The organism is Nocardia asteroides, assembly GCF_900637185.1.
Taxonomy (GTDB): domain Bacteria; phylum Actinomycetota; class Actinomycetes; order Mycobacteriales; family Mycobacteriaceae; genus Nocardia; species Nocardia asteroides.
Map to the genome: position 1 here is coordinate 2,660,049 of NZ_LR134352.1, position 20,247 is coordinate 2,680,295.

The following is a 20,247-nucleotide window of genomic DNA, read 5'->3' on the forward strand; positions in this document are numbered from 1 at the left end:
ATAGTGCCGCTGCTACCGGACGTCGGGACCGACTGACGCTGTCGTGAGGAAGGCTGGCGAAGCGTCGGCCCAGGCTCCGCAGACCATGCGGAGGCGCCTGGGGCCGGTCGGTCGCGCCGCCCTCGTCGGTCAGTGGGAGCCGGTGGGGAAGAGTGCGGCGGAGCCGGTGTCGAGTTGGGGGTCGCCGGTGATTTCGAGGACAAGGGTTTTGGTGGAGGGGCCCTGGGTGGCGACGATGGTGTAGGTGCCCTTGGCCGGTGGGCGCCAGGTGCCGCGGAGGGCGCTGCGCTCGCGGTCCGGGTAGTCCAGGCGTTCGAGGGAAGTGAGTTCCTGGCCGTTGATCGTGACGGTGGCGGGTAGGGCGTAGTCGGGGCCGAACATGCGGGCCATGAGGGAGCAGTTGGCGCCCACGTAGTCGCAGGCGACGGGCATTTCGCTGTTGCCCCAGGCGTAGATGGTGATGTCTTCGACCTCCGCCGAGGCGGCGGGGGACAGGATGGCCGGGATGGCGAGTGCGCCCGCCGCGAGGGCGGTGAGTCCTGCGATTCGCATGGGTTCGGTGGTCCTTCGCCTCGGAGTGGTCGGTTCCGGCGATCGCCCGGGAACCCTCGTGAAGCGGTAGCGTTCCACAGTTTTCGTGGGGTCGGTACCCCGAAAAGCCAGGTCTTGCCGCTGCGGGGAGTCGTCGGTGAGTAGGGATCTCAGGTGTTGTCGACAGGTGTCGAGGGCCGCGGGTCGGGGGCTCCGAAGCCGTTGATGGCGGCCAGGCACAGATTCGTGCATTGGCGGGCCAAATCGGGGGCCGACTCGGTGGGGTCGCGGAGCCAGTGATCGAGAACCATCGAGACGCCGCCGACGGTGAACAGCGCGCCGCGCCGGATGTCGGCGGCGCCGGGAAGGTCGATGTCGAGCAGGCCGGTGCCGTGGGTCAGCACCAATTCGGTGAGCTGGTCGAGGGTTTCGTTGCGCATCTGGACCAATGGCTCGGCGGTGGCCCAGTCGGCGACGATCCGGTGCAGGGTGCGGTCGGTGGCGAGGAGTTCGAACAGGGCGGTGAGGGCCGCGAGCAGTTTGGGGCGCAGGCGGCCGGGGGTGGCCAGGCTGGTGCCGACCAGGAGATCGAGTACCTCGGTGCGCGCGTCCTCGGCGACCTGGACGATCAGCTTCTCGCGATCGGTGAAGTGCTCGTAGAAGTAGCGCGGGGTCAGGCCGGCGGCGGTGCAGACGCCGCGCACGGTGACCTGGCCGATGCCGGACTCCCCCCAGATCTGCCGGGCGGCGGTGAGCAGTTTGCGACGGCGCTCGTCGCGGCGGGTGTCGGCGCTGCGACCGCCGTAGTCGCGCACAACCTCGGTTCGGGACATTGACACCACGATACTGCCGCCCTAGTTTGGATAACGCATGTTATCCACTTTGATTTGATGCTCAACGAGGAGTCGTCATGTCCCAGTCCGTGCCGTCGCGGCATCCCGCGCAGCCCCAACCGGTGCCCGGGGTGGTCCGCGCCCTGGCCTTCACGCTCGGAGTGCGTGGGCCCGACTCCGCGCAGTTCCGGCAGCTGGGCGAGCTGCTGACGGTCGGGGACGAGCCGATGGATCGGCTGGTCGAGTGGATGTATCAGGTCGGGATGCGCACGGCCCGGCCGCTGTTCGAGCAGGCGCTGGCGGAGGGGGTCGACGCACTGGACGCGCCGCCGGAACCGTTGCGGCAGTTCTTCGCCGGAATCGAGGCGACCCCGGACTGGGTCGACGAGGACGAGCTCGCGCGGGCCGCGCTGGTCATGCGTGGCCTCGGCGCCGACGGCATGTATGTCGCGCGAGATGTGGCGCTGCTGGGCGGCTATCAATTCGCCGGTTTCAATCAGACCCTGCTGCGCACCGGCGCGCTGGAGAAGGGGTCCAACGCACGCTTCGCCGAGACGATGCAGTGGGGGCTGGACGTCGCCTCGCGGGACGGTCTGCGGCACTTCGGCACCGGGTATCGATCCACCCTGCGCGTGCGGTTGATCCACGCGTTCGTGCGGCGGCACGTGAGCGGGCTGCCCGACTGGCGACCGGAGCGGTGGGGTCTGCCGGTGAACCAGACAGACATGGCCGCGACGCTGGTCGGCGCGCTCATCGTGCCGGTCGTCGGCGGGTTGGGAATGGGCAGGCTGCTCCCGCGCGCCGATCTCGAGGCCGTCGCGCACCTCACCCGGTACACGGGCTGGCTCATCGGCGTCGACGAGCGGTTCCTGCCCACGTCCTTCGCCGACGCGGTCCGCGTGCTCTACCACACCACCGCCGCGCTGGCGGCGGCCGACGAGACCACGCGGCGCCTGGCCGCGCCGATGGTCGACGACCCGCTGAGCTGGCACTACGACCGGTTCCCGCAGGTGCGCAGGCGGATCGCGCGCTCGGCGCACCTGTCGGTCACCGCCACCGTCCTCGGCCCCGGGGCCATGCGCAGGCTGGGCCTGTCGCCCTTCGTCCTCCCGTGGTATCCGCTACTGCGCCTGCCGATCAACCTGAGCAGATCCGTCGCCGCCTACGCCCTGCCCGGCGGGATGCATCGCGCGGCGGCGCGGGGCGATCGGGAGAACGCCGCCTTCCTGCGGACGCTGACCGACGGTCACGCGACACTCGGCGCGGCGGCCGAGCACCTGGCGAAGAGCGCCTGACGCCGCCCCGGCGTCCCGGTGCTCAACGATCGCCGGCGACGGGCCAGATGGCGCGCAGCGGGCGCAGCCCGTCCTCGACATAGTCGGCGACGGGCCGCTCGCCGCCGTCGAGATACCACTGCTCGAGAGCGGCGAAATAGCCGAAGGCCAGGGCGTTCGCGGCGACCCGCGCCTGCGTCTCGGTGAGCTTTCCGGTGGACGCGATGAGCGGCATCAAGCGCTGCGCGGTCCGGTCGGCGGACGCGCACGCGGCCATCCGGACCGAGGGCTCGGTGAAGTGATACCGCACGCGCCGCCACGGCCCCTGTTCGGGCGCTTCGGCCGGGGCCGCCTCGTCGGTGCGGACCGACCGCAGCAGGCTCGCGATGGGGTCGTGCGGGTCGACCATCGCGCCGATCTCCTCCGCGCTCAAAGTGTCGAACTCGTCGGCGACGATGATCCCTTCCTTCGTGCCGAACAGGCGGTAGACCGTCGACGGCGAGACCTCGGCGGCGGCGGCGATCTCGTCGATGGTGACGGCGCCGAACCCCTTCTCGTCGAACAGGTCCAGGGCACGTTCCTGGATGGTGTGCACGGCCTTGCGCCGCCAGCGTTCGCGAAGTCCGGACATGCGGGCAGGTTATCAGATAGTGACTGTCTCTGGACCATTGCTGTCTTTCAGACATTGACTGTCTGAAAATCGATCCCTACAGTCACTCTCTAGAGAAAGTGACTTTCTCAAACGCCGCTCGGGTGTCACCGGGAGAGGGAGAGCGATGACCACCACCGACCTGGCCGTGGCGCCGAAGCGAACCGCGCCGCCACCGGATCCCGTCCCCGCCGCGCCGGGACTCGGGGTCCTGCTCCGTCCTCACGCAGGCGGATTCGCCGTGGTCGTGGCCTTGCAGATCGTCGGCGCCGTCGCCGGGCTGGCGCCGTTGCTCGCGGTGGTCGAGCTGGGCCGCGCGGTGCTGGCGCCCGGCCCGATCGATGAGGGCCGCGTCTGGTCGGCGGTAGCTTTCGGCGCCCTCGGCCTCCTGGTGAAACTGCTGTTCACCACAGCCTCGGCCGGGCTCGGGCATCTGCTCGACGGCCGGGTGCAGCTGTCGCTGCGCCGGCTGCTGGCCACCCAGCTGGGCCGGGTGCCGATCGGCTGGTTCTCCCGGCGCCGCACCGGAGAACTGGCCAAGGTGGTCGGGGAGGACGTGAGCGCGGTGCATCCATTCCTCGCGCACGCGCCCGGCGAACTGGTCGCGGCCTTCGTGGTGCCGCTGGTTTCACTGGTCTACCTGCTCACCGTCGACTGGCGGCTGACCCTGATCGCGCTCGTCCCGGTCCTGCTGGCGGTGCTGCTGGTGCCGCTCATGATGACGCCCACCCGGCAACGCGAGCAGGCCGATTTCGATGCCGCGCTGGGCCGGATCGCCGACGCGGTGGTGGAGTTCGTGCAGGGCATCGCCGTGGTGAAAGCCTTCGGCGGCGGTGACCGCGCGCACCGCCGATTCCGCACGGCGGTGGACGAATTCGCCGACACCTTCCTGCGCTGGGCGCGCGGATTGTCGCCGATCGCGGCGGGCATGCAGCTGGTGCTGTCGCCGCCGTTCGTGCTGCTGGTGATCCTCGTCGGCGGTGCGTTCCTGATCACCGGCGGCTCGCTGGCACCGGTCGATCTGCTGCCGTTCCTGCTGCTGGGCCTCGGGCTGACCGCCCCGGTCGCGGCGCTCGGGCACGGCTTCGACGATCTCCAGGCGGCGGGGCGCGCGGTCGGCCGGATCCGGGCGGTGCTGGCCGTCGCGCCGTTGCCCGAGCCGTTGGATCCTGTTGCGCCACAGGGGCATCGCGTGGAACTGCGCGACGTCCGTTTCGGCTACGACGCAGATCGCGAGGTGCTACGTGGGATCGATCTGGTGCTCGAACCGGGCACGACGACGGCGCTGGTCGGTCCGTCCGGCAGCGGCAAATCGACGCTCGTGCAACTACTTCCCCGGTTCTTCGATCCGACGCACGGCTCGATCACCCTCGGCGGAGTCGATCTGCGCGAGATCGGCAGCCGCGAGCTCTACCGCACGGTGTCGTTCGTCTTCCAGGACGTACGGCTGCTGCGCGCCTCGGTCGCCGACAACATCGCCCTGGCGGTTCCGGACGCGGACCGCGACCAGGTGGTGCGGGCCGCCCGGCTGGCCGGGATCCACGACCGGATCCTGGATTTGCCCCACGGCTACGAGACGGTGCTCGGCGAGGAAACCAGGCTGTCCGGCGGCGAGGCTCAGCGACTCGCCCTCGCCCGCGCGTTGCTGGCCGACACCCCGGTCCTCGTCCTCGACGAGGCGACCGCGTTCGCCGACCCGCAGACCGAACAGGCCGTGCGGCACACCCTGTCCGGCCTGCGCGGGGACCGGACCGTGCTGGTCATCGCGCACCGGCTGGAAACCATCGCCGACGCCGACACCGTCGTCATGATGACCGACGGCGTGATCGTGGAGCGCGGTGCTCCGGCCCACCTGCTGTCCGGCGACGGCCCCTTCGCCGAATTCCGGTGATCCCAGCGAGGAGACGAACGATGATCCGAATCCTGTTGCGCGTACTCGGAAATCGGTACGCCGGCCCGGTGCGGCGCACGGTCGTGCTGATGACGGTCACCGCGATCGTGGAGGGTCTGTCCTACCTCCTGCTGGTCCCGGTCCTGCGGGAATTGTTCGGCGACGATCCCGGTGCCGCCCGGCCGTGGCTGGTCGGGTTCGGCGGTGCGGTCGCCTGCTACGCGGTGCTGCGGTATGTCAGCGACCTCGCCGGATTCCGCGCGGGCACCACCCTGTTGCGCGGCACCTATCACCGGCTCGGCGATCACCTGGCCCGGCTGCCCATCGGCTGGTACGGGCCCGACCGGGTCGGCGAGGTGTCGGTGCTGGCCAGCCGGGGCGTACTCGAGGCGATGAGCGTGATCGCGCATCTGCTCGCCCCGTTCGTAGCGGCCGCGGTGACACCGGCGACGATCGTCGTGGTGATGCTGGTCTTCGATTGGCGGCTCGGGCTGGCCGCGCTGCTCGCCGTCCCACTCGTCGTGCTGATCCAGTCCCGGGCCGGGCGGGCGACGGCCGCCGCCGACACCGAACGCCACGAGCGCGACCGGCAGGCCGCGGGCCGGGTCATCGAATACCTGCAGGCCCAGCCGGTCCTGCGAGCGGGCGGCCGCACGACCGAGCGCTTCGGCCTGCTCGACGACGCGCTGCACGGCATCCAGCGCTCCGCGCGCCGCTCGGCCTTCGCGGCGCTGCCCGGCATCCTCGGGCTCACCCTCGCGGTGCAGGCGGTGTTCACCGCGCTGCTGGCGCTGGGGGCCTGGCTGGCGCTGGGCGGTCGCCTCGGGGCCGCCGAGCTGCTGGCGATCCTGGTGCTGGCGGCGCGCTGTGCCGATCCGCTGCTGTCGCTGGCCGAGATCGGCGGCAAGCTGCGCAGCGCCCGCGCCCAGCTGGACCGGCTCGACACCCTGCTGCGCACCGAGCCGCTGCCAGAACCCGCCCACCCGCTCCGGCCCGAAAGCCACGACCTGGCCTTCGACGCGGTCACCTTCCGGCACGGCGACCGCACAGTGGTCGACGACCTGAGCCTGACCGTCCCCGCCGGCCACCGGGTCGCGATCGTCGGCCCGTCCGGCGCGGGCAAGAGCACCTTGCTCCAGCTGCTCGCGCGCTTCCACGACGTGCACGCCGGAACGGTCCGCCTCGGCGGTGTCGACGTCCGCCAGATCGACACCGCGACCCTGATGGACCGGATCGCCATCGTCTTCCAGCAGGTCTACCTGTTCGACGGCACCATCGAGGACAACATCCGGCTCGGCCGTCCCGACGCCACCGACGCCGAGGTGCGCGCGGCGGCGACGGCGGCCCGCCTCGACGAGGTGATCGAGCGGCTCCCCGGCGGCTGGTCCGCCGCGGTCGGCGAGGGTGGTGCGCTGCTGTCCGGCGGTGAACGCCAACGGGTTTCGATCGCGCGTGCCCTGCTGAAGGACGCGCCCGTCGTCCTGCTCGACGAGGTCACCTCCGCGCTGGACCCGGTCAACGAGGCCGCCGTGCACCAGGGCATCGACCAGCTGATGGCGGGCCGCACGGTGGTGCTGGTGGCGCACCGCCTGCGCACCGTGCAGACCGCCGATCAGGTCGTCTTCGTCGACCAGGGCCGCATCGCCGAAACGGGGACCCATCGGGAACTGCTCGACCGCGGTGGCCGCTACGCCGACTTCTGGGCCGTCACCGCGGGGCGATAGTCGGCCGAGTGCGCGCGTGCTCCGCCGTGTGCGGCAGGGTCGGGCCGCCGGTCCGGTTCTGCAGCACCAGCTTTCGTCCCGCGTCTGCGGCCCAGGTGTGGTTGCCCGGGGTGCGGGCCTCGTCGGCCAGCTGCTTGATGGTGTGGGCGCAGACGAACTCCTTGAGCTTGGCGCCCGGCCTGCCGCGCAGGTGGTACCACTTCGCGGTGTCGTCCTTGGCCGCGAACTGGAAGATCCCACCACCGCGGCCCAGGCTGATGCACTGACCGGCGAAACCCAGGTTCACCGGCGCGGGTATGGCGCCCGCGATCCGGGCCAGCACGGTGTCGGCGGCGTGCGCGCCCAGCGGGCCCGCCGCCTGGCAGCTCATCCGGAACGGCAGATCCGACGGTGCCGCCGAATCGCCCGCGGCGACGATGCGGGGGTCGTCCACGCTGGTCAGGGTTTCGTCGGTGAGCAGGCGGCCGACGGCATCGGTGCGCAGGCCGCTGTGTGCGGCCAGCCGCGGCACCCCGAAGCCGGCGGTCCAGATGGTCACCGCGCTGCGCACGCGGTGGCCGCCGCTGAGTCGCACGGTCTCGCGGGTCACCTCGACGACCTTCGCGTCGGGGCCGTCCAGGATGGTCACCCCGAGCGCGGTCAGCTTGCGGGCGACCGCGCGCCTGCCGCGCGGATGCAGGTAGGGGCCGAGCACGTCGCCGCAGATCAGGGTCACCTGCCGACCCGCCTCGGCCAGCTCGGCGGCGGTCTCGATGCCGGTCGGGCCCGCGCCGACCACCGTCACCGGGGCGTCCTGCCGTGCGGCGGCGAGTGTCGTGCTCAGCCGCTGAGCCTGTTCCAGACTCGCTATCGGATAGGCGAATTCGGCCGCACCTGGTACCCGGGGCTCGGCACTGCCGCTGCCGACCGCGTAGATCAGGTAGTCGTAGCCGAGCGCGGCGCCGCCGGACAGTTCCACCCGCCGGTTGCCGGCGTCGATGAGGTCCACGGCGTCGACCACCAGCTCGACACCGCGCGCCAGCACGGTATCGAAGCCGGTGACGGCGTCGTCGGTGCCGCCGACCAGCTGATGCAACCGGATCCGTTCGACGAAGCTGCCTCGCGGATTGATCACCGTCACCGCCACGTCATCGCGCTGGGTCAGGCGGTTCGCGGCCATCACGCCCGCGTACCCGCCGCCGACCACGACCACTTCGATCTTCTCGCTCATGAGCGCCTCCTCAGCCGCACCAGGGGTTCGGTCATAAGACGCCGACCGGCCGGGGTTTGTGACGAGGCGTGAGCCAGGTCACCGCGCGCGTAACCCCCGCACCAGCAGTGCGACCACCCGCCGGGGCTGATAGCGCGGATTGGCGCCCGCGCCGATGCACAGGTTGCCGACGGCACGCAGGAATTCGTACGGGTCGGTGCCCGGCGTGATCTCGCCCGCCGCCGCGGCCGCGTCGAGGAGTTCGGCGCAGACCGGCAGGAGACGGTCGAGGAAATATGTGTGCAGGGTCTCGAACGCGGCGTCGTCGGACTGCAGCGCTTCGGCGAGACCGTGTTTGGTGCCGAGGAAGTCGACGAACAGCTCGATCCAGGCGCCGAGTGCCGCGTGCGGGGAGGCGCTGCTCGCCAGCAGTTCGGGACCGGCCGCGGCGCACGCCTCCACCTGGTGCCGGTAGACGGCGACGATGAGATCGGCGCGGGTCGGGAAATGCCGGTAGATCGTGCCGACCCCGACTCCCGCCGACGCCGCGATCTCCCGCACCGGCACGTCGACGCCCGAGGCGACGAACGCCGCCGCGGCCGCGTCGAGCAGCGACTGCTGATTGCGCCGCGCGTCGGCGCGTTTGCGCGGCGTCGCGCTGTCGTTCTGCACCACCGGACCTCCGAAGGGTTGGCAAGCGGAACAATGTTCCGTATGTTGATAGCGGAACATTGTTCCGTTTTGTTCAGGATGTCAGATCGGACGTCCGGAACCAAGTCTCTCGGAGGAGCAGTCATGCAGTACCGCACCCTCGGCCGCACCGGCGTCCAGGTCAGCAGCCTCGTCCTCGGCGCGATGAATTTCGGCTGGCTCGGCGGCGCCACCCAGGACGAGGCGACCGCCATCGTCGACGCGGCGCTCGAAGAGGGCGTCAACCTGATCGACACCGCCGACATGTACGGGCAGGGCGCGTCGGAGGAGGTGGTCGGCAAGGCCATTGCCGGTCGCCGCGACGACATCGTGCTGGCCACCAAGGCGAGCATGCCGATGGGGGAGGAACGCAATCACCGCGGCGGTTCGCGTCGCTGGCTGGTCACCGCGCTCGACGACAGCCTGCGCCGCCTCGGCGTCGACCACGTGGACCTGTACCAGATCCATCGCTGGGACCCGAGCGTCAGCGACGAGGAGACGCTGTCGGCGCTGACCGATCTGCAACGCGCGGGCAAGATCCGCTACTTCGGTTCCTCGACCTTCCCCGCGTACCGCATCGTCCAGGCGCAGTGGGCGGCGCGCGAACATCGTCTCGGCCGCTATGTCACCGAGCAGCCCAACTACTCGATCCTGCAGCGCGGCATCGAATCCCACGTCCTGCCGGTCACCCGGGAATACGGGCTCGGGGTGCTGGTGTGGAGTCCGCTCGCCTCGGGCTGGCTGTCGGGCGCGATCCGCGCCGACCGCGCGATGACCACCAACCGGGCCGCCCTCATGCCGCACCGTTTCGACACCACCATCCCGGCCAACCAGGCCAAACTGGCTGCCGTCGAACAGCTGGCCGACATCGCCGACCAGGCCGGCCTGACCCTGATCCAGCTGGCCCTCGGCTTCACCACCGCCCACCCCGCCGTCACCAGCGCCATCATCGGCCCCCGCACCCTCGACCACCTGCGCGCCCAGTTGTCCGCCGCCGACACCGTTCTGCCCGCCGACGTCCTCGACGCCATCGACAAGGTGGTCACTCCCGGCACCGATCTCGCCCCCGACGAAAAGCACGACACCCCACCGTCTCTCCTCGACCCCGCCCTGCGCCGCCGCTGACAGCGGATCAGGCCAGGAGTTCGCGGGGCAGGACGGCGGCCCACCAGTTCTCGACCCGGTCGGGCGACCAGCCGCGTTCGGCGGTGAGGGTGGTGAAGACGTCGATGGTGCACAGGGTGGCGTAGATGTCGACGGAGGTGGTGAGGTCCTCGCGCAGGGTGCCCGCGGGCCATGCGGAGAAGATCTCGACGCGGATGTCGTCGGCGCGACGACGGGCGTCGATGTAGGTGGTGGCCAGCTCGGGTTCGGTCCGGCCTGCCTCACGGACCAGGGTGATCACGTCGTCGGCGCGCTCGAACAGGCGGCGGTCGTAGGCCGACATGGCGGCGAGCTGGCGGGTCGGGTCGCCGGCCGCCGCCTCCAGCTCGGCGAGCATCCGCGGGGCGTCGGCCGACAGGTCGGCGGCGTCGACGATGGCCTGCACCAAGCCGGTCTTGTTGCCGTAGGCGGCGTACACGGTGGGCACGGAAACGCCTGCTTCCCTGGCGACTTCGCGAATCGTGGTCGCCGCCCAGCCCCGCGCGACGAACAGACGGCGCGCGGCCCGGGCGATTTCGGCGCTGGTCGCCTCGGCCTGCAGAGTGCGGCGAAGCGACTCGTAGCGGCGGCGGGGCTGATCGCTGGACACGGGGGTTCCTCTTTCGGTTTACGGTACCTATATTCAAAATATGACAGATAAACCCGAAGGGGAAGGATTTCGGCGCCTCGCGGGTCTTGCCGGAATCGGGTTCGCCCTGGTCATCGTCGGCGCGAATCTCATCCTGGTGCCCGCCGGCCTACCGAAACCCGGCACCGATGCCGACCAAGCGGTCACCTTCTTCCAGGACCACCGTGATCTCGTGTCGCCCGCTCTGGCGCTGACCCCGGCGGCCTGGTTCTGCGCCGTGCTGTTTGGCGCTGGCGTGCTCGCGACGCTGCGATCGACGGAACGGGATATCGGCACCGGCTGGTCGATGGTCGGGTTCGCCGGCCTCCTCTTGCAGAACGCCACCTTCACCGTGATCGTCGGCCTGCGCTACGCGCTCTCGACCGCCGCCGGCGCGGTGCCCGCGCTGTGGGTGCTGCAGGACGCGCTGCTCGCGCTCAACGGCACTTTCCTCGCGCTCGCCCTCGTCGGGTTCACGCTGGCGGGCAAGGTGGGTGGCCTGGTTCGGACCTGGCATGCCGCTATCGGATTCCTCGCCACCGCAATGCAATTCGCTGGCGCAGTCCTGACGCCCTGGGTCATCGATGGTCCGGGGACGCTCGGATGGGTCGGGCTGTCGGGCTGGCTGCTGTGGGTCGTCTGGTTCGTGGCCTACGGCATCGCACTGGTCCGTGGCACCCCGTCGCCTGCTGTTCAGCGGCCCTGAACCTGCGCATCGTCCGGCAAACGTCGGCCCGTGGACCTAGGGTGTGGGCACGGCTGGACTAGACGAGGGAGTGGCGGTGGCTGCTGCGCTGGTGAAGGGGCAGAACGCGGGGATCGCAGCCGGGGAGGTGGTGCTGAGCGTGCGCGGCGGGGTGGCGGCGGATCTGTCGGCACTGCTGGTGACCGCGGCGGGCACCGTGCGCTCCGACGCGGACTTCGTGTTCTTCAATCAGCCGGTGGCACCGGGGGTTCGGTTGGACGGGCCGGGGATCGCCGTCACCTTCGCCGGAGTGCCCGCGGCGATCGAGCAGATCCGGGCGGTGATCACCGTTGCGGCCGAGGGGGATACGTTCGGCTCGGGGTCATCGCCGGTCGCCTCGGTGGCCGACCGGGCGGGAAACAGCCTGTACGAGTACGTGATCGACGGTCTCGACAGCGAGTCGGTGGTGATCGCGCTCGAGCTGTATCGGCGCGGTGACCAGTGGAAGGTGCGCGCCGTCGGGCAGGGGTACGCCGGCGGGTTCGCGGATCTGGTGACCGACCACGGCGTCAGCGTCGACGACGAGCCGGAAACCGGGGCGGTACCGGAGATCCGGACCGTGCCCGGGGAGGCGGCCCTCTCGTTCGAGAAGCGGCAGAAGCTCGACCTGCGCAAACGCGAGGTCGCGAAGGTGCTCATCGACGAGCGCGCGTTCGGGGTACGCGCCCGGGTGGTGCTGGTGATCGACAAGACCGGCAGCATGCAGAAGCTGTACCGCGGCGGCACCGTGCACCGGGTGGTGGAACGGATGATCCCCATCGCCACCCAGCTCGACGACGACGGCACCCTCGAGGCGTACCTGTACGCCCTCACCTACGCCCGGCTGCCCGACATCACCGTCGCCGGCGCCGACCGGTGGACCCAGACCTACCTCCACCTCACCGGCACCCACGACGGCATCGACTACGACGCCATCGGCGGCCGCAACGACGAACTGCCCGTCATGCGCGCCGTCATCGACACCCTCACCGCCACCACCGCACCCACCCTGGTCCTGTTCTTCACCGACGGCGGCTTCGCCAAGAAACGCGACATCGCCACCCTGATGCGGGAAGCCAGCCACCTGCCTGCCTTCTGGCAGTTCATCGGCCTCGGCAGAGCCAACTTCGGCGTCCTGCGCACCCTCGACGAACTCGACGGCCGCCGCGTGGACAACGCCGGCTTCTTCGCCGTCGACGACATCGACCACACCGACGACCCCACCCTCTACCGCCACCTCCTCACCGAATTCCCCGCCTGGCTCCGCGCCGCCCGAGCCGAGGGCATCGTCAGCGAGTAGCCGCGCGGAGTCGTCGATCGTCGGTTCGTCTGAACCATTTCCGGGGCAGCCGCGTTCTATCCGGTCATGACGAGCACATACGGCGAGATCGGCGACCTGGCGGTGCGATCGATGCGGATCATGGCGACCGGCGAACCGGGCGACTTCGAGGACGTGGTCCATCCGGAGGCGTTCAACCGCGAGGGAGTGCAGGAACCGCCCGCGTGCCGAGGGCTGGGTCCGGAAGCCTTCTACGCGACCGCGCTGTGGCTGCGGCAGGCCTACGCGGACCTGCGGTGGGACGTGCACACGGTGGTGACGGAGGGCGACCTCGTCGTCGTGCACGCGACGATGTCGGGGCGGCAGGTCGGGCCCTTCGTCGCCTATGACGAGGCGGGCGAGGTGGCGCAGGTGTTTCCCGCGACCGGCAAGTCGTTCGCCACCACGCAGACCCACTGGATCCGGGTCGCCGACGGCAAGGTCATCGAGCATTGGGCCAATCGCGACGATCTCGGCACGTCCATCCAGCTCGGCTGGAACCCGCCTTCGCCGGGCTATCTGCTGCGCATGCGGCGCGCGACCAAGCGGGCTCGCCGCGCGGCCGCCGCGGGCTGACGGGGCGGACCGCCCTACGGCAGGGTCCAGAACACTCGCGTCACCAGGTAGAAGAACAGCGCCGCGAGGGTCAGGAAACCCACCGAGCAGACGAGTCCCAGCAGGTCGGTGCGGGGATCGGGGGCGGTTCGCGGGCGCATCCAGAACCCCAGCGCCCGGGTGACGACGGGCATCACCACCCAGGTCAGCAGGCTGACCGACAGGATGTTCCCGATGAGCAGGCTCAGCCACAGCGGCGCGCTCGGCCAGAGCTCGTCGATGGCCAGGGTCAGGATCACCACCGTCGGATACAGGCCGACCAGGACCGACAGCGCCGTCTTCCACGACGCGGGGCTCTGATCGGACCCGGACCCGGTCGGCGGGAACCAGGAGCCGTAGGGGTTGGCGATGCGGTGGACCTCGAAATCGCGGAAGTCGGGCGCTTCCGCGAGCAACTCCTTGCGCTGCGGCGACGCGAGCCAGCGGTCGAGGTGCTCGGCCGAGGCGTAGGAGTAGACGATCGTCCACTCGTCCTGCACGCCGGGAATCGGGCGGTGCAGCTCGGACCCGCGGAAGCCGCTGAAGGTCCGCTCGGCCTCGGTCATGCGGTCTTGCCAGGCGACGAACTCGGCCTCGCGCCCGGGCGCGACGGGATGCGCGACGACGACGGTCGCCACTTCCTCGTCCGGCTCGTCGACCAGCACATGCTGGGTCGAGGGCTGCTCGAAGAACCCGGTGCCGCGCGCGAGCAGATCGCGGCGCGTGGCGCTGTCGAGCCAATGTTTCAGATGCGCGACGTCGTCGAACCGGTACAGGACCGACCACTCGGCTCCGGCGTCGCCCGGCGGCGTGACCTCGGCGCCGAGGAACCCGGGGAAGGTGGCAGCGGCGTCGTTCACCTCCGCCTGCCACCGCCGGAACTCGGGCTCGCGACCGGCCCGGAGCCGCTGGGTGATGACCACCGTGGCCGGCGCGGGCCGCGGCGGGGACGCTTTCGCCGCCGGCATGTCAGTACGGGTGCTTGTCGGGCTTCTCGGCCCACGCCTTGTAGGCGACGGCGCCCAGATCCCGGCGGAACTGCTCGATCTTCACGCGCCGCTCGGACAGCGGCCGGGTGAAGTCCTCGTATTGGAACGCGTCGTCGAAACCGATTTCGCTGGTGTCGGCCAAGTCGCTCGCGAAATGCACGGCGTCGAGCCGCGCCCAATAGATCGCGCTCATGCACATGGGGCAGGGCGCGCCGCTGATGAAGATCTCCATTCCCATCAACATCTTCGCGCGTTCGGGCAGTTTGTCGGCCGACCCCGCGGGTCGCGGCACCAATTCGAGCGTCGATTCGTTCTGGTGTTCGGTGGAAATGGAAGGCGCTTCGGCATTGAGTACCTGGACCGCCTTGCGGATGGTCTCGATCTCGGCGTGCGCGGTGATGTCACCGGTGAGCAGCACCCGGTTCTGGCCGCGCGCGACGATCTCGCCGTCCTTGGCGATGACAGCGCCGAACGGCCCGCCCCAATCGTTGTCGACCGACTCCTTGGCCAGTCTGCACGCCTCTTCCATGAGTTCGTCCGGTGTCATCGGAAATCGTCCTCGCAGTGTCGGTGTCACGGCTGCTGTTCGATTCGCGGACAGCGAAGTCGAGAGTATGGGCGTAATTTCTCGGACGCGCGGAGGGTATTCCGGTGTCCTGGCGACGGCTCCTCGGTGCCGTAATGGCGACGGTGACACGAACAAATCCGCCGCCTCCCGAATCTACCTCCGGACCGGTGCACGCGGAATAGTGCGGAGTCGACGCCGAGGTCACGCGACGGAAAATCGCTTGTCGTCCGCGCGGCGCGTCGTTAGCCTGGCTACCGTTTGTCTCCGACACCGAAAGGACACCCCATGGAACCCGTCACCGAACGCGACATCAGGTCGTCGTTCGTCAACTGTTCGAAGGGCGACGCCAAACGGCTCTCCGTCCCGCGCGACCTCGACGATCGCCCCTGGGACGATCTCGACTTCCTCGGCTGGACCGACCCGTCGTACCCGGGCCGCTGCTATCTCACCGTCCCGCGCGACGGCGAGCTGCTCAGCGTGGCGCTGCGGCACGAGACCGGTGGCACGGGCAAGTCGCAGATGTGCGCGCTGTGCCTGACCACGCACACCGGCGGCGGCGTCTCGCTGATGACCGCGAACAAGGCCGGTGAATCCGGCCGGCGCGGCAACACCGTGGGCAGCTACATGTGCACCGACCTGGCGTGCTCGCTGTACGCGCGCAACAAGAAGCGGCCCGCCCTGGGCAGCCGCTACCGCGAGGACCTGACGCCGGAGGAGAAGGCGCAGCGGGTCCGCGAGAACCTGTTCGCCTTCCTGGATCGCCTCTACACCTAGCCGACCCGGCCCAGCGCACGCGAGGAGGTAGCTGCCATGTGCCGACACTCGAGACCCGACACGCCGGACGACCCGAGTTCTGTTGCCGAACAACAGGACTCGGGTCGTGGTGCCTCGCCGGTCGAGGTGGCCCGGAGTTGTCCGGACCGCCTGCGAGCGGACAGGGATCAGAGCATGGCGTTCATGATGGTGCCCGCGCTGGTGGCGACCGCGCCGCCGATCATCGCGCCCGCGATCATCTTCGGCGACTCGAGCCCGCCGCCGGTCCACTTCTCCCAAGCGAACCTGCCGCCCGCGTAGGTGATGGCGATGACGCCCGAGAGCAGGATGAACCAGGTGAAATAGCGCACCAGCTGCAAGATCTTGTCCGACATCGGGGGTGCTTCGGGCGTCGGATTGCCGATCTGCGCCAGGGTATCGGTGACGGCGGCCAGAATCATGTTTGCTCTCACTCGGTACTCGGGGGGAACGGCGATGAACTGCTGTCGCTGATGGTATCCGGTCGAATCGGGTGGCGCAGCCGCCCACCCGGAGCGGACCGATCGGTTTTGTTGGCGTGCCGGGGGTTTGCGCCCCTATCCTGGACTCGTCCGAATACGGCAGTGCTGGAACGTAGTTCGCATCACGCGAAAAGGGGAGCAGGCTATGAGCATCATCCTGACGTCGATGGCCGATACTGTCACGACGTTCGCGCAGGTCGGCAACCCCACACCCGAGGCGCCGCCGCTGTCGGACAAGATCATGCAGATGGTCCAGTACCTGACCTGGTTCATGATCCTGTCCGGTGTGCTGGCCATCACCGTCGCCGGCGGTAAGTTCGCCTGGGAGAAGTGGAACGGCAGCGCCATGGAGTCGCCGAAGATGATCGCGGGCGCCATGATCGGCGGCGTGGTCGCCACCAGCGGCGGCACCATCATGAACGCGATTCTCGGCTAGATCCGGGCGCCCTTGGCGCGGTTGCAGGCCCGGCACAGGATCTGCAGGTTCGCCGCGCTCGTCGCGCCACCCCGGCTGAGCGGGATGACGTGGTCGAACTCCAGGTAGTGGCCGTCGCCGCATTCCACGCAGCGGCCGCCGTCGCGTTGCCACACCTGGGCTTTCACGTCCTGCGGGATGCTGCGGCTGTCGCGTTGGCCGGGCGTGAGGACCAGGCGCTTGGCTACCCGCAGCGCGCCTTCCAGCGCGGCCGCCACATAGTCGGGGTCGGTCACGCCGAAGGTGGCGCCGCCGCGCGCCGAGGTCGCCGCGAGGACCACGGTGCCGTGCTCGGGGTGCACCGAAACGACCCGGTTCCACGGCAGTTCGATACCGGTGCCGTCGCCGACGAACCGGAGCTTCTTGGAGCTGCCGATCAGCCTGCCCTCGGTGTTGCGTGGGCCGCGCGCGAGCATCCGGATGTGCACGGCGGGCAGGTCCAGGTGCACCCTTTCCTCCGGGTCCAGGTGCAGGCCGGGGGTGTCGATGGTGGGCAGTTCGCCTGCCCGTAGCCGGGACAGGGTGCGGCCGCGATGCATCCGGCGGCGCAGGTCCTCGACCACCGGGCCGGTCAGGGCGAGTTCACCGACCACGTGCTCGAACGCGTCGAGCTCGTCGGCGAACACCTCGCCGTCGGCGAAGGCGAAGGCGACCATGCGCTCCACCTGGGTCAGCCCGGCCTCGCGCAGCACCTCGCGGCCGAGCTCCTCGTCGATGCGCTGGTAGCGCAGCGACGCCCACACCTGGATCCACTCCTCGGACAGGGTGCCCGGTCCGGTGAGTACCCGGCGCGCCCGGGTACGCCAGTGCGTGAGGAATTCCTCGACCTCGTCCGCGCACGAGCGGCATCGGCCGTGCCCGCCGAAGAGTTTGCGCCGCAGCGGGTTGCCGCAGCGTGGGCAGCGGGTCCGGTGATCCTGGCGGTGCGGGCGGGTGCTGGTGGTCCACTCGTCGCCGTCCCACCAGCGCAGCTGGTCGGGGACCTGCGGGTCGGGATGCCAGTCGGCCAGTTCCGGGTTCGGCGGTGGTGGGGGCGGGACATCGATGACGCGGCGGGTCAGCGCGGGCGGACGTGGATGACCCGGGTAGGTGTCGGGAGCCTCACCCGCGGTGTCCTGCGGAAACGGGCTCAGCTCCCTGCGCGATGCGGTGGCCGCGGCCTGGCGGGAAGGCGCGGCCGGCACGGGGCGGTCGCCACCGGCTCGCCCGGCGCCGGGTTCGTCCACCGTGACACCGAATTCGGTCGCCAGTCCGGCCAGCCCACCCGCCCAGCCCTGCCCGATCGCCCGGAAGCGCCACTGCCCGTCGCGCCGGTAGAACTCGCCGAACATCATCGCCTGCACGTCCTCGATGCCGTCGAGGGTGAAGCGGGCGACCGGGCCGTCGGCGGCCTGCACCGTCAAGGTGAGCCCGGTGAGCTCATCGAAGGTGCCCTCGTCCAGCGACGCGCTCACCACGATCCGCGCGACCTCCGCCTCCGTGCGCGGCAACGACACGCTCAGCCGCGCGGTGCCGGGCGCGGGCTCCTGATCCAGGGTCACCGCCTGCGAGGCGTGCCGTGGCGCGTTGAAGAACACGAAATCCCGGTCGCCGCGCACCAGCCCCGACTCGGTGACCAGCAGCGCGTGCGCGTCGACGGCATGCGCCGAGCGCCATGAAAGGACCACGGCGAGAAGCGATGTCGGGACCGGCGCGTGCGCGCCCTTACGGAGTTCCATGGTCCTCGCATGATGCCACGACCCGCCGACACGGTTTCGCGGCCCGGAGACACACGTCCGCGAGGAGGGCGCATCCCGGCGTCGCGGGCGTCCGTGCGGCACAGTGGTGGCATGACGAACCCGAAGAAGCGGGGACGCGCGCCGGAGCCGCCGCCGCAGGCCCGCAAGGTGCCGGGCGCCGATCTGCTCTCGGCGGCCCAGGCGGCGGTGGGCGCCGCGCAGACCGCGGCCGGGCAGGCCATCGACGCGGCGCAGCAGACGGCGGGCTACGCCTTCGACGCGGCGGTGCGGTTGCCACCGGCCTCCGCGCAGCTGGCCGCGCAGCTGCCGGACCTGGTGGAGAACCTGTCGATCGCCGTCGACCGGCTCAACAGCACCATCGACCGCCTCGACCGCACCCTCGCCCTGGCCGACCCGGTCTTCGCCACCTACGACCGGCTGCTGCCCCGGCTCGAGGCGATGATCTCGCTGGGCGAGGACCTGTTCGGCGCGCTCGCGAAGCTGCCGGGCGTCGGCCTGCTCGGGCGCATCACCGGCCGGGCGGGCGAGGAACCGCCCGCCGAACCGGAGAAGCGCAAGCGTCCGGGAACCCGGCGCTAGGCCGGCAGCGGACCGCAGCGGACGCCGAAGCGGTCGTGGACGGTGTCGAGTGCCTGCCGCAGGTGCTCGCGGTCGCGGCGGTGGGTGAGCGCGAACCGGGCGACCGCCAGCATTCGGCGCGGCAGCGGATACCAGCGATCCAGGTCGAGTCCACAGTCGCGGAAGGTCGTGAAGGGGATGGTGTCGTAGAGCAGGCTGACGTTGTACTGGGTGAGGGCGAACAGCGCGTACGGCATGACGGTGGGGGCTTTGCGCTGGAGGTCGGGCACGTCGAGTTCGTACAGCGGCGTCTCGGTGAGCTTGCCCGAGAACATCAGGTGGGTCATGAAATAGGCGATCATCGTGGTCAGATACAGAGTGGCCGAGCGCGGCTGGACCGACAGGACCGCGCCGCTCGGCGAGGTGTACGGCTCGTAGGGGTGGTCGTGCCGCATGACGTAACCGGTGCAGTTGACGATCACGCTGTCCGCGGGCACGGCGACGGTGGCGCCGCTACGGAAGACCAGCCGGGTCGTGTCGTGCTCGTCGACCGCGTCGACGAGATAGTCCATGACGACGCTGCGCAGGCCCGCGCCGATCCGTGCGGCCTCCGACTCCGAGAGCACACCCAGCAGGAACCGTCCCGTCTCCGGCGTCACGGAATTGCCGTAGGTGGCGGCGTGCCACGCCCAGATCTCGGCTTCGTTGGTGCCGTCGAAACGGCGGCTGACCTCGCGCAACAGATCGCTGGCCAGTTGACCGGCCCACCACCGCCGGGCGCCGGTCGGGAAGAACAGATCGCGGTTGTGGAAGAACGTGCCCGCCCCGGCCACGAGATGCACCTCCCGGCCGGGATAGCGCGTGATGACCTCGAGCGCGGTGTCCATACCGGTCTTGCCGCCGCCGACGATCCACACCGGGCCGGTGCCGGGCGCGAGGTCGGTGCCGCAGCAGTTCGGCGACACCGAGCGGACACGGGTGCTGGACAGCGGCAGCGGCTCGTTCGGCGTGATCCGGAAACCGCACGCCTTGATCAGCCGTTTCGTCTCGATCACCTCGGTCGCGCCATCGACGGTTTCGCAGACGACCCGGACGGCGCCGTCGGTCTCGGTGTCCGAGACCATGGTCGCGCCGAGCAGTTCGTCGACCTGGACGCGCTGTTCGATGGTGTCGAGGCAGTGCTCCAGGTGCCCGAGGACTTCGGGTCCGGCGGCCAGGTAGGAGGGATCGGCGCCGAGTGTCCAGTCGATGTTTCCCGCCGTGAACATGCGGTGTGGCTGATGCAGGCGGACATAGGGGTAGGTGTCGGTCCACATGCCGCCGACCCGGTCCCTGCGGTCGACGAGGACGATCTTCTGTTCGCGATCCAGATACCGGCTCGCGGCGAACAACGCGTTCAGCCCCGCCGCGCCCGCCCCGACGATGCAGACGTCGCACTCTCTCATGATCTGGCCTT

The 20,247-nt window shown here is 70.2% G+C and carries 21 protein-coding genes; 10 read left to right on the top strand and 11 right to left on the bottom strand.

Features of this window, described 5'->3' with window-relative positions:
- Nucleotides 1-129: 129 nt before the first annotated feature.
- Entirely contained in the window at nt 130-552 is a 423-nt protein-coding gene (locus tag EL493_RS12475; protein ID WP_019045958.1) for a hypothetical protein, read from the bottom strand.
- A 149-nt stretch (nt 553-701) separates the two neighbouring features.
- Nucleotides 702-1,364 carry a TetR/AcrR family transcriptional regulator gene (locus tag EL493_RS12480; RefSeq protein ID WP_022567245.1) on the bottom strand — a complete coding sequence of 221 codons (663 nt, stop codon included), beginning with the start codon at nt 1,362-1,364 and terminating at the stop codon, nt 702-704.
- Between the two features lie 77 nt (nt 1,365-1,441).
- On the opposite strand from EL493_RS12480, the gene EL493_RS12485 reads away from it, so the two are divergent.
- Entirely contained in the window at nt 1,442-2,659 is a 1,218-nt protein-coding gene (locus EL493_RS12485; RefSeq protein WP_019045960.1) for an oxygenase MpaB family protein, read from the top strand.
- A 22-nt stretch (nt 2,660-2,681) separates the two neighbouring features.
- Here the strand turns inward: EL493_RS12485 and EL493_RS12490 are convergent, their stop codons facing one another.
- Nucleotides 2,682-3,269: a TetR/AcrR family transcriptional regulator gene (locus EL493_RS12490; RefSeq protein ID WP_019045961.1), complete on the bottom strand. Its 588-nt coding sequence runs from the start codon at nt 3,267-3,269 to the stop codon at nt 2,682-2,684.
- 145 nt (nt 3,270-3,414) lie between these two features.
- Here EL493_RS12490 and EL493_RS12495 point away from each other — a divergent pair, with 145 nt between their 5' ends.
- A complete protein-coding gene (locus tag EL493_RS12495; protein WP_019045962.1) occupies nt 3,415-5,178 on the top strand; it encodes an ABC transporter ATP-binding protein in 1,764 nt (587 codons plus the stop codon).
- A gap of 20 nt (nt 5,179-5,198) precedes the next feature.
- The gene (locus tag EL493_RS12500) at nt 5,199-6,902 is read left to right on the top strand and encodes an ABC transporter ATP-binding protein (protein WP_019045963.1); all 1,704 of its coding nucleotides are present in this window, start codon (nt 5,199-5,201) and stop codon (nt 6,900-6,902) included.
- Here EL493_RS12500 and EL493_RS12505 read toward each other — a convergent pair.
- A complete protein-coding gene (locus tag EL493_RS12505) occupies nt 6,886-8,112 on the bottom strand; it encodes an NAD(P)/FAD-dependent oxidoreductase (RefSeq protein ID WP_019045964.1) in 1,227 nt (408 codons plus the stop codon). The genes EL493_RS12500 and EL493_RS12505 overlap by 17 nt on opposite strands.
- A 78-nt stretch (nt 8,113-8,190) precedes the next feature.
- A complete protein-coding gene (locus EL493_RS12510) occupies nt 8,191-8,766 on the bottom strand; it encodes a TetR/AcrR family transcriptional regulator (RefSeq protein ID WP_019045965.1) in 576 nt (191 codons plus the stop codon).
- A 120-nt stretch (nt 8,767-8,886) separates the two neighbouring features.
- On the opposite strand from EL493_RS12510, the gene EL493_RS12515 reads away from it, so the two are divergent.
- A complete protein-coding gene (locus tag EL493_RS12515; RefSeq protein ID WP_019045966.1) occupies nt 8,887-9,906 on the top strand; it encodes an aldo/keto reductase in 1,020 nt (339 codons plus the stop codon).
- 7 nt (nt 9,907-9,913) lie between these two features.
- Here EL493_RS12515 and EL493_RS12520 read toward each other — a convergent pair whose 3' ends face one another.
- Complete coding sequence (locus tag EL493_RS12520; RefSeq protein ID WP_019045967.1) at nt 9,914-10,534, bottom strand: TetR/AcrR family transcriptional regulator; 621 nt, start codon at nt 10,532-10,534, stop codon at nt 9,914-9,916.
- 40 nt (nt 10,535-10,574) lie between these two features.
- Here EL493_RS12520 and EL493_RS12525 point away from each other — a divergent pair, with 40 nt between their 5' ends.
- From EL493_RS12525 to EL493_RS12535, 3 genes are all read left to right on the top strand, one after another.
- Complete coding sequence (locus EL493_RS12525) at nt 10,575-11,258, top strand: hypothetical protein (RefSeq protein WP_019045968.1); 684 nt, start codon at nt 10,575-10,577, stop codon at nt 11,256-11,258.
- A gap of 76 nt (nt 11,259-11,334) precedes the next feature.
- Nucleotides 11,335-12,576 (top strand): vWA domain-containing protein, encoded by a 1,242-nt coding sequence (locus tag EL493_RS12530; RefSeq protein WP_022567246.1) that lies wholly within the window; start codon nt 11,335-11,337, stop codon nt 12,574-12,576.
- 66 nt (nt 12,577-12,642) lie between these two features.
- Nucleotides 12,643-13,170 (top strand): ester cyclase, encoded by a 528-nt coding sequence (locus tag EL493_RS12535; RefSeq protein ID WP_019045970.1) that lies wholly within the window; start codon nt 12,643-12,645, stop codon nt 13,168-13,170.
- 14 nt (nt 13,171-13,184) lie between these two features.
- Here the strand turns inward: EL493_RS12535 and EL493_RS12540 are convergent, their stop codons facing one another.
- Complete coding sequence (locus EL493_RS12540; RefSeq protein ID WP_019045971.1) at nt 13,185-14,156, bottom strand: antibiotic biosynthesis monooxygenase; 972 nt, start codon at nt 14,154-14,156, stop codon at nt 13,185-13,187.
- Between the two features lies 1 nt (nt 14,157).
- On the bottom strand, nt 14,158-14,724 hold the full coding sequence (locus EL493_RS12545) for a nucleoside deaminase (protein WP_019045972.1): 567 nt from the start codon (nt 14,722-14,724) through the stop codon (nt 14,158-14,160).
- Nucleotides 14,725-15,030: 306 nt separating this feature from the next.
- Between EL493_RS12545 and EL493_RS12550 the strand changes: the two genes are divergently transcribed.
- Entirely contained in the window at nt 15,031-15,519 is a 489-nt protein-coding gene (locus tag EL493_RS12550; protein WP_019045973.1) for an FBP domain-containing protein, read from the top strand.
- Nucleotides 15,520-15,686: 167 nt separating this feature from the next.
- Here EL493_RS12550 and EL493_RS12555 read toward each other — a convergent pair whose 3' ends face one another.
- The gene (locus tag EL493_RS12555; protein WP_019045974.1) at nt 15,687-15,959 is read right to left on the bottom strand and encodes a hypothetical protein; all 273 of its coding nucleotides are present in this window, start codon (nt 15,957-15,959) and stop codon (nt 15,687-15,689) included.
- 205 nt (nt 15,960-16,164) lie between these two features.
- Here EL493_RS12555 and EL493_RS12560 point away from each other — a divergent pair, with 205 nt between their 5' ends.
- Nucleotides 16,165-16,455, top strand: coding sequence for a hypothetical protein (locus EL493_RS12560; RefSeq protein WP_019045975.1), 291 nt, complete (start codon nt 16,165-16,167; stop codon nt 16,453-16,455).
- On the opposite strand, the gene EL493_RS12565 is transcribed toward EL493_RS12560, so the two are convergent.
- On the bottom strand, nt 16,452-18,212 hold the full coding sequence (locus EL493_RS12565; protein WP_019045976.1) for a TerD family protein: 1,761 nt from the start codon (nt 18,210-18,212) through the stop codon (nt 16,452-16,454). The two genes, EL493_RS12560 and EL493_RS12565, sit on opposite strands and share 4 nt — an antisense overlap.
- A gap of 111 nt (nt 18,213-18,323) precedes the next feature.
- On the opposite strand from EL493_RS12565, the gene EL493_RS12570 reads away from it, so the two are divergent.
- On the top strand, nt 18,324-18,812 hold the full coding sequence (locus EL493_RS12570) for a hypothetical protein (protein ID WP_019045977.1): 489 nt from the start codon (nt 18,324-18,326) through the stop codon (nt 18,810-18,812).
- Here EL493_RS12570 and EL493_RS12575 read toward each other — a convergent pair.
- Entirely contained in the window at nt 18,809-20,236 is a 1,428-nt protein-coding gene (locus EL493_RS12575; protein ID WP_019045978.1) for an FAD-dependent oxidoreductase, read from the bottom strand. The genes EL493_RS12570 and EL493_RS12575 overlap by 4 nt on opposite strands.
- Nucleotides 20,237-20,247: the final 11 nt, after the last annotated feature.

Bases quoted from the DNA above. Each gene is read 5' to 3' on its own strand.
- EL493_RS12560 (WP_019045975.1), top strand. From the start codon at position 16,165: ATGAGCATCATCCTGACGTCGATGGCCGATACTGTCACGACGTTCGCG.
- EL493_RS12490 (WP_019045961.1), bottom strand. From the start codon at position 3,269: ATGTCCGGACTTCGCGAACGCTGGCGGCGCAAGGCCGTGCACACCATC.
- EL493_RS12525 (WP_019045968.1), top strand. From the start codon at position 10,575: ATGACAGATAAACCCGAAGGGGAAGGATTTCGGCGCCTCGCGGGTCTT.
- EL493_RS12505 (WP_019045964.1), bottom strand. From the start codon at position 8,112: ATGAGCGAGAAGATCGAAGTGGTCGTGGTCGGCGGCGGGTACGCGGGC.
- EL493_RS12575 (WP_019045978.1), bottom strand. From the start codon at position 20,236: ATGAGAGAGTGCGACGTCTGCATCGTCGGGGCGGGCGCGGCGGGGCTG.
- EL493_RS12545 (WP_019045972.1), bottom strand. From the start codon at position 14,724: ATGACACCGGACGAACTCATGGAAGAGGCGTGCAGACTGGCCAAGGAG.
- EL493_RS12535 (WP_019045970.1), top strand. From the start codon at position 12,643: ATGACGAGCACATACGGCGAGATCGGCGACCTGGCGGTGCGATCGATG.
- EL493_RS12540 (WP_019045971.1), bottom strand. From the start codon at position 14,156: ATGCCGGCGGCGAAAGCGTCCCCGCCGCGGCCCGCGCCGGCCACGGTG.
- EL493_RS12475 (WP_019045958.1), bottom strand. From the start codon at position 552: ATGCGAATCGCAGGACTCACCGCCCTCGCGGCGGGCGCACTCGCCATC.
- EL493_RS12555 (WP_019045974.1), bottom strand. From the start codon at position 15,959: ATGATTCTGGCCGCCGTCACCGATACCCTGGCGCAGATCGGCAATCCG.
- EL493_RS12480 (WP_022567245.1), bottom strand. From the start codon at position 1,364: ATGTCCCGAACCGAGGTTGTGCGCGACTACGGCGGTCGCAGCGCCGAC.
- EL493_RS12570 (WP_019045977.1), top strand. From the start codon at position 18,324: ATGACGAACCCGAAGAAGCGGGGACGCGCGCCGGAGCCGCCGCCGCAG.
- EL493_RS12485 (WP_019045960.1), top strand. From the start codon at position 1,442: ATGTCCCAGTCCGTGCCGTCGCGGCATCCCGCGCAGCCCCAACCGGTG.
- EL493_RS12550 (WP_019045973.1), top strand. From the start codon at position 15,031: ATGGAACCCGTCACCGAACGCGACATCAGGTCGTCGTTCGTCAACTGT.
- EL493_RS12500 (WP_019045963.1), top strand. From the start codon at position 5,199: ATGATCCGAATCCTGTTGCGCGTACTCGGAAATCGGTACGCCGGCCCG.
- EL493_RS12495 (WP_019045962.1), top strand. From the start codon at position 3,415: ATGACCACCACCGACCTGGCCGTGGCGCCGAAGCGAACCGCGCCGCCA.
- EL493_RS12565 (WP_019045976.1), bottom strand. From the start codon at position 18,212: ATGGAACTCCGTAAGGGCGCGCACGCGCCGGTCCCGACATCGCTTCTC.
- EL493_RS12515 (WP_019045966.1), top strand. From the start codon at position 8,887: ATGCAGTACCGCACCCTCGGCCGCACCGGCGTCCAGGTCAGCAGCCTC.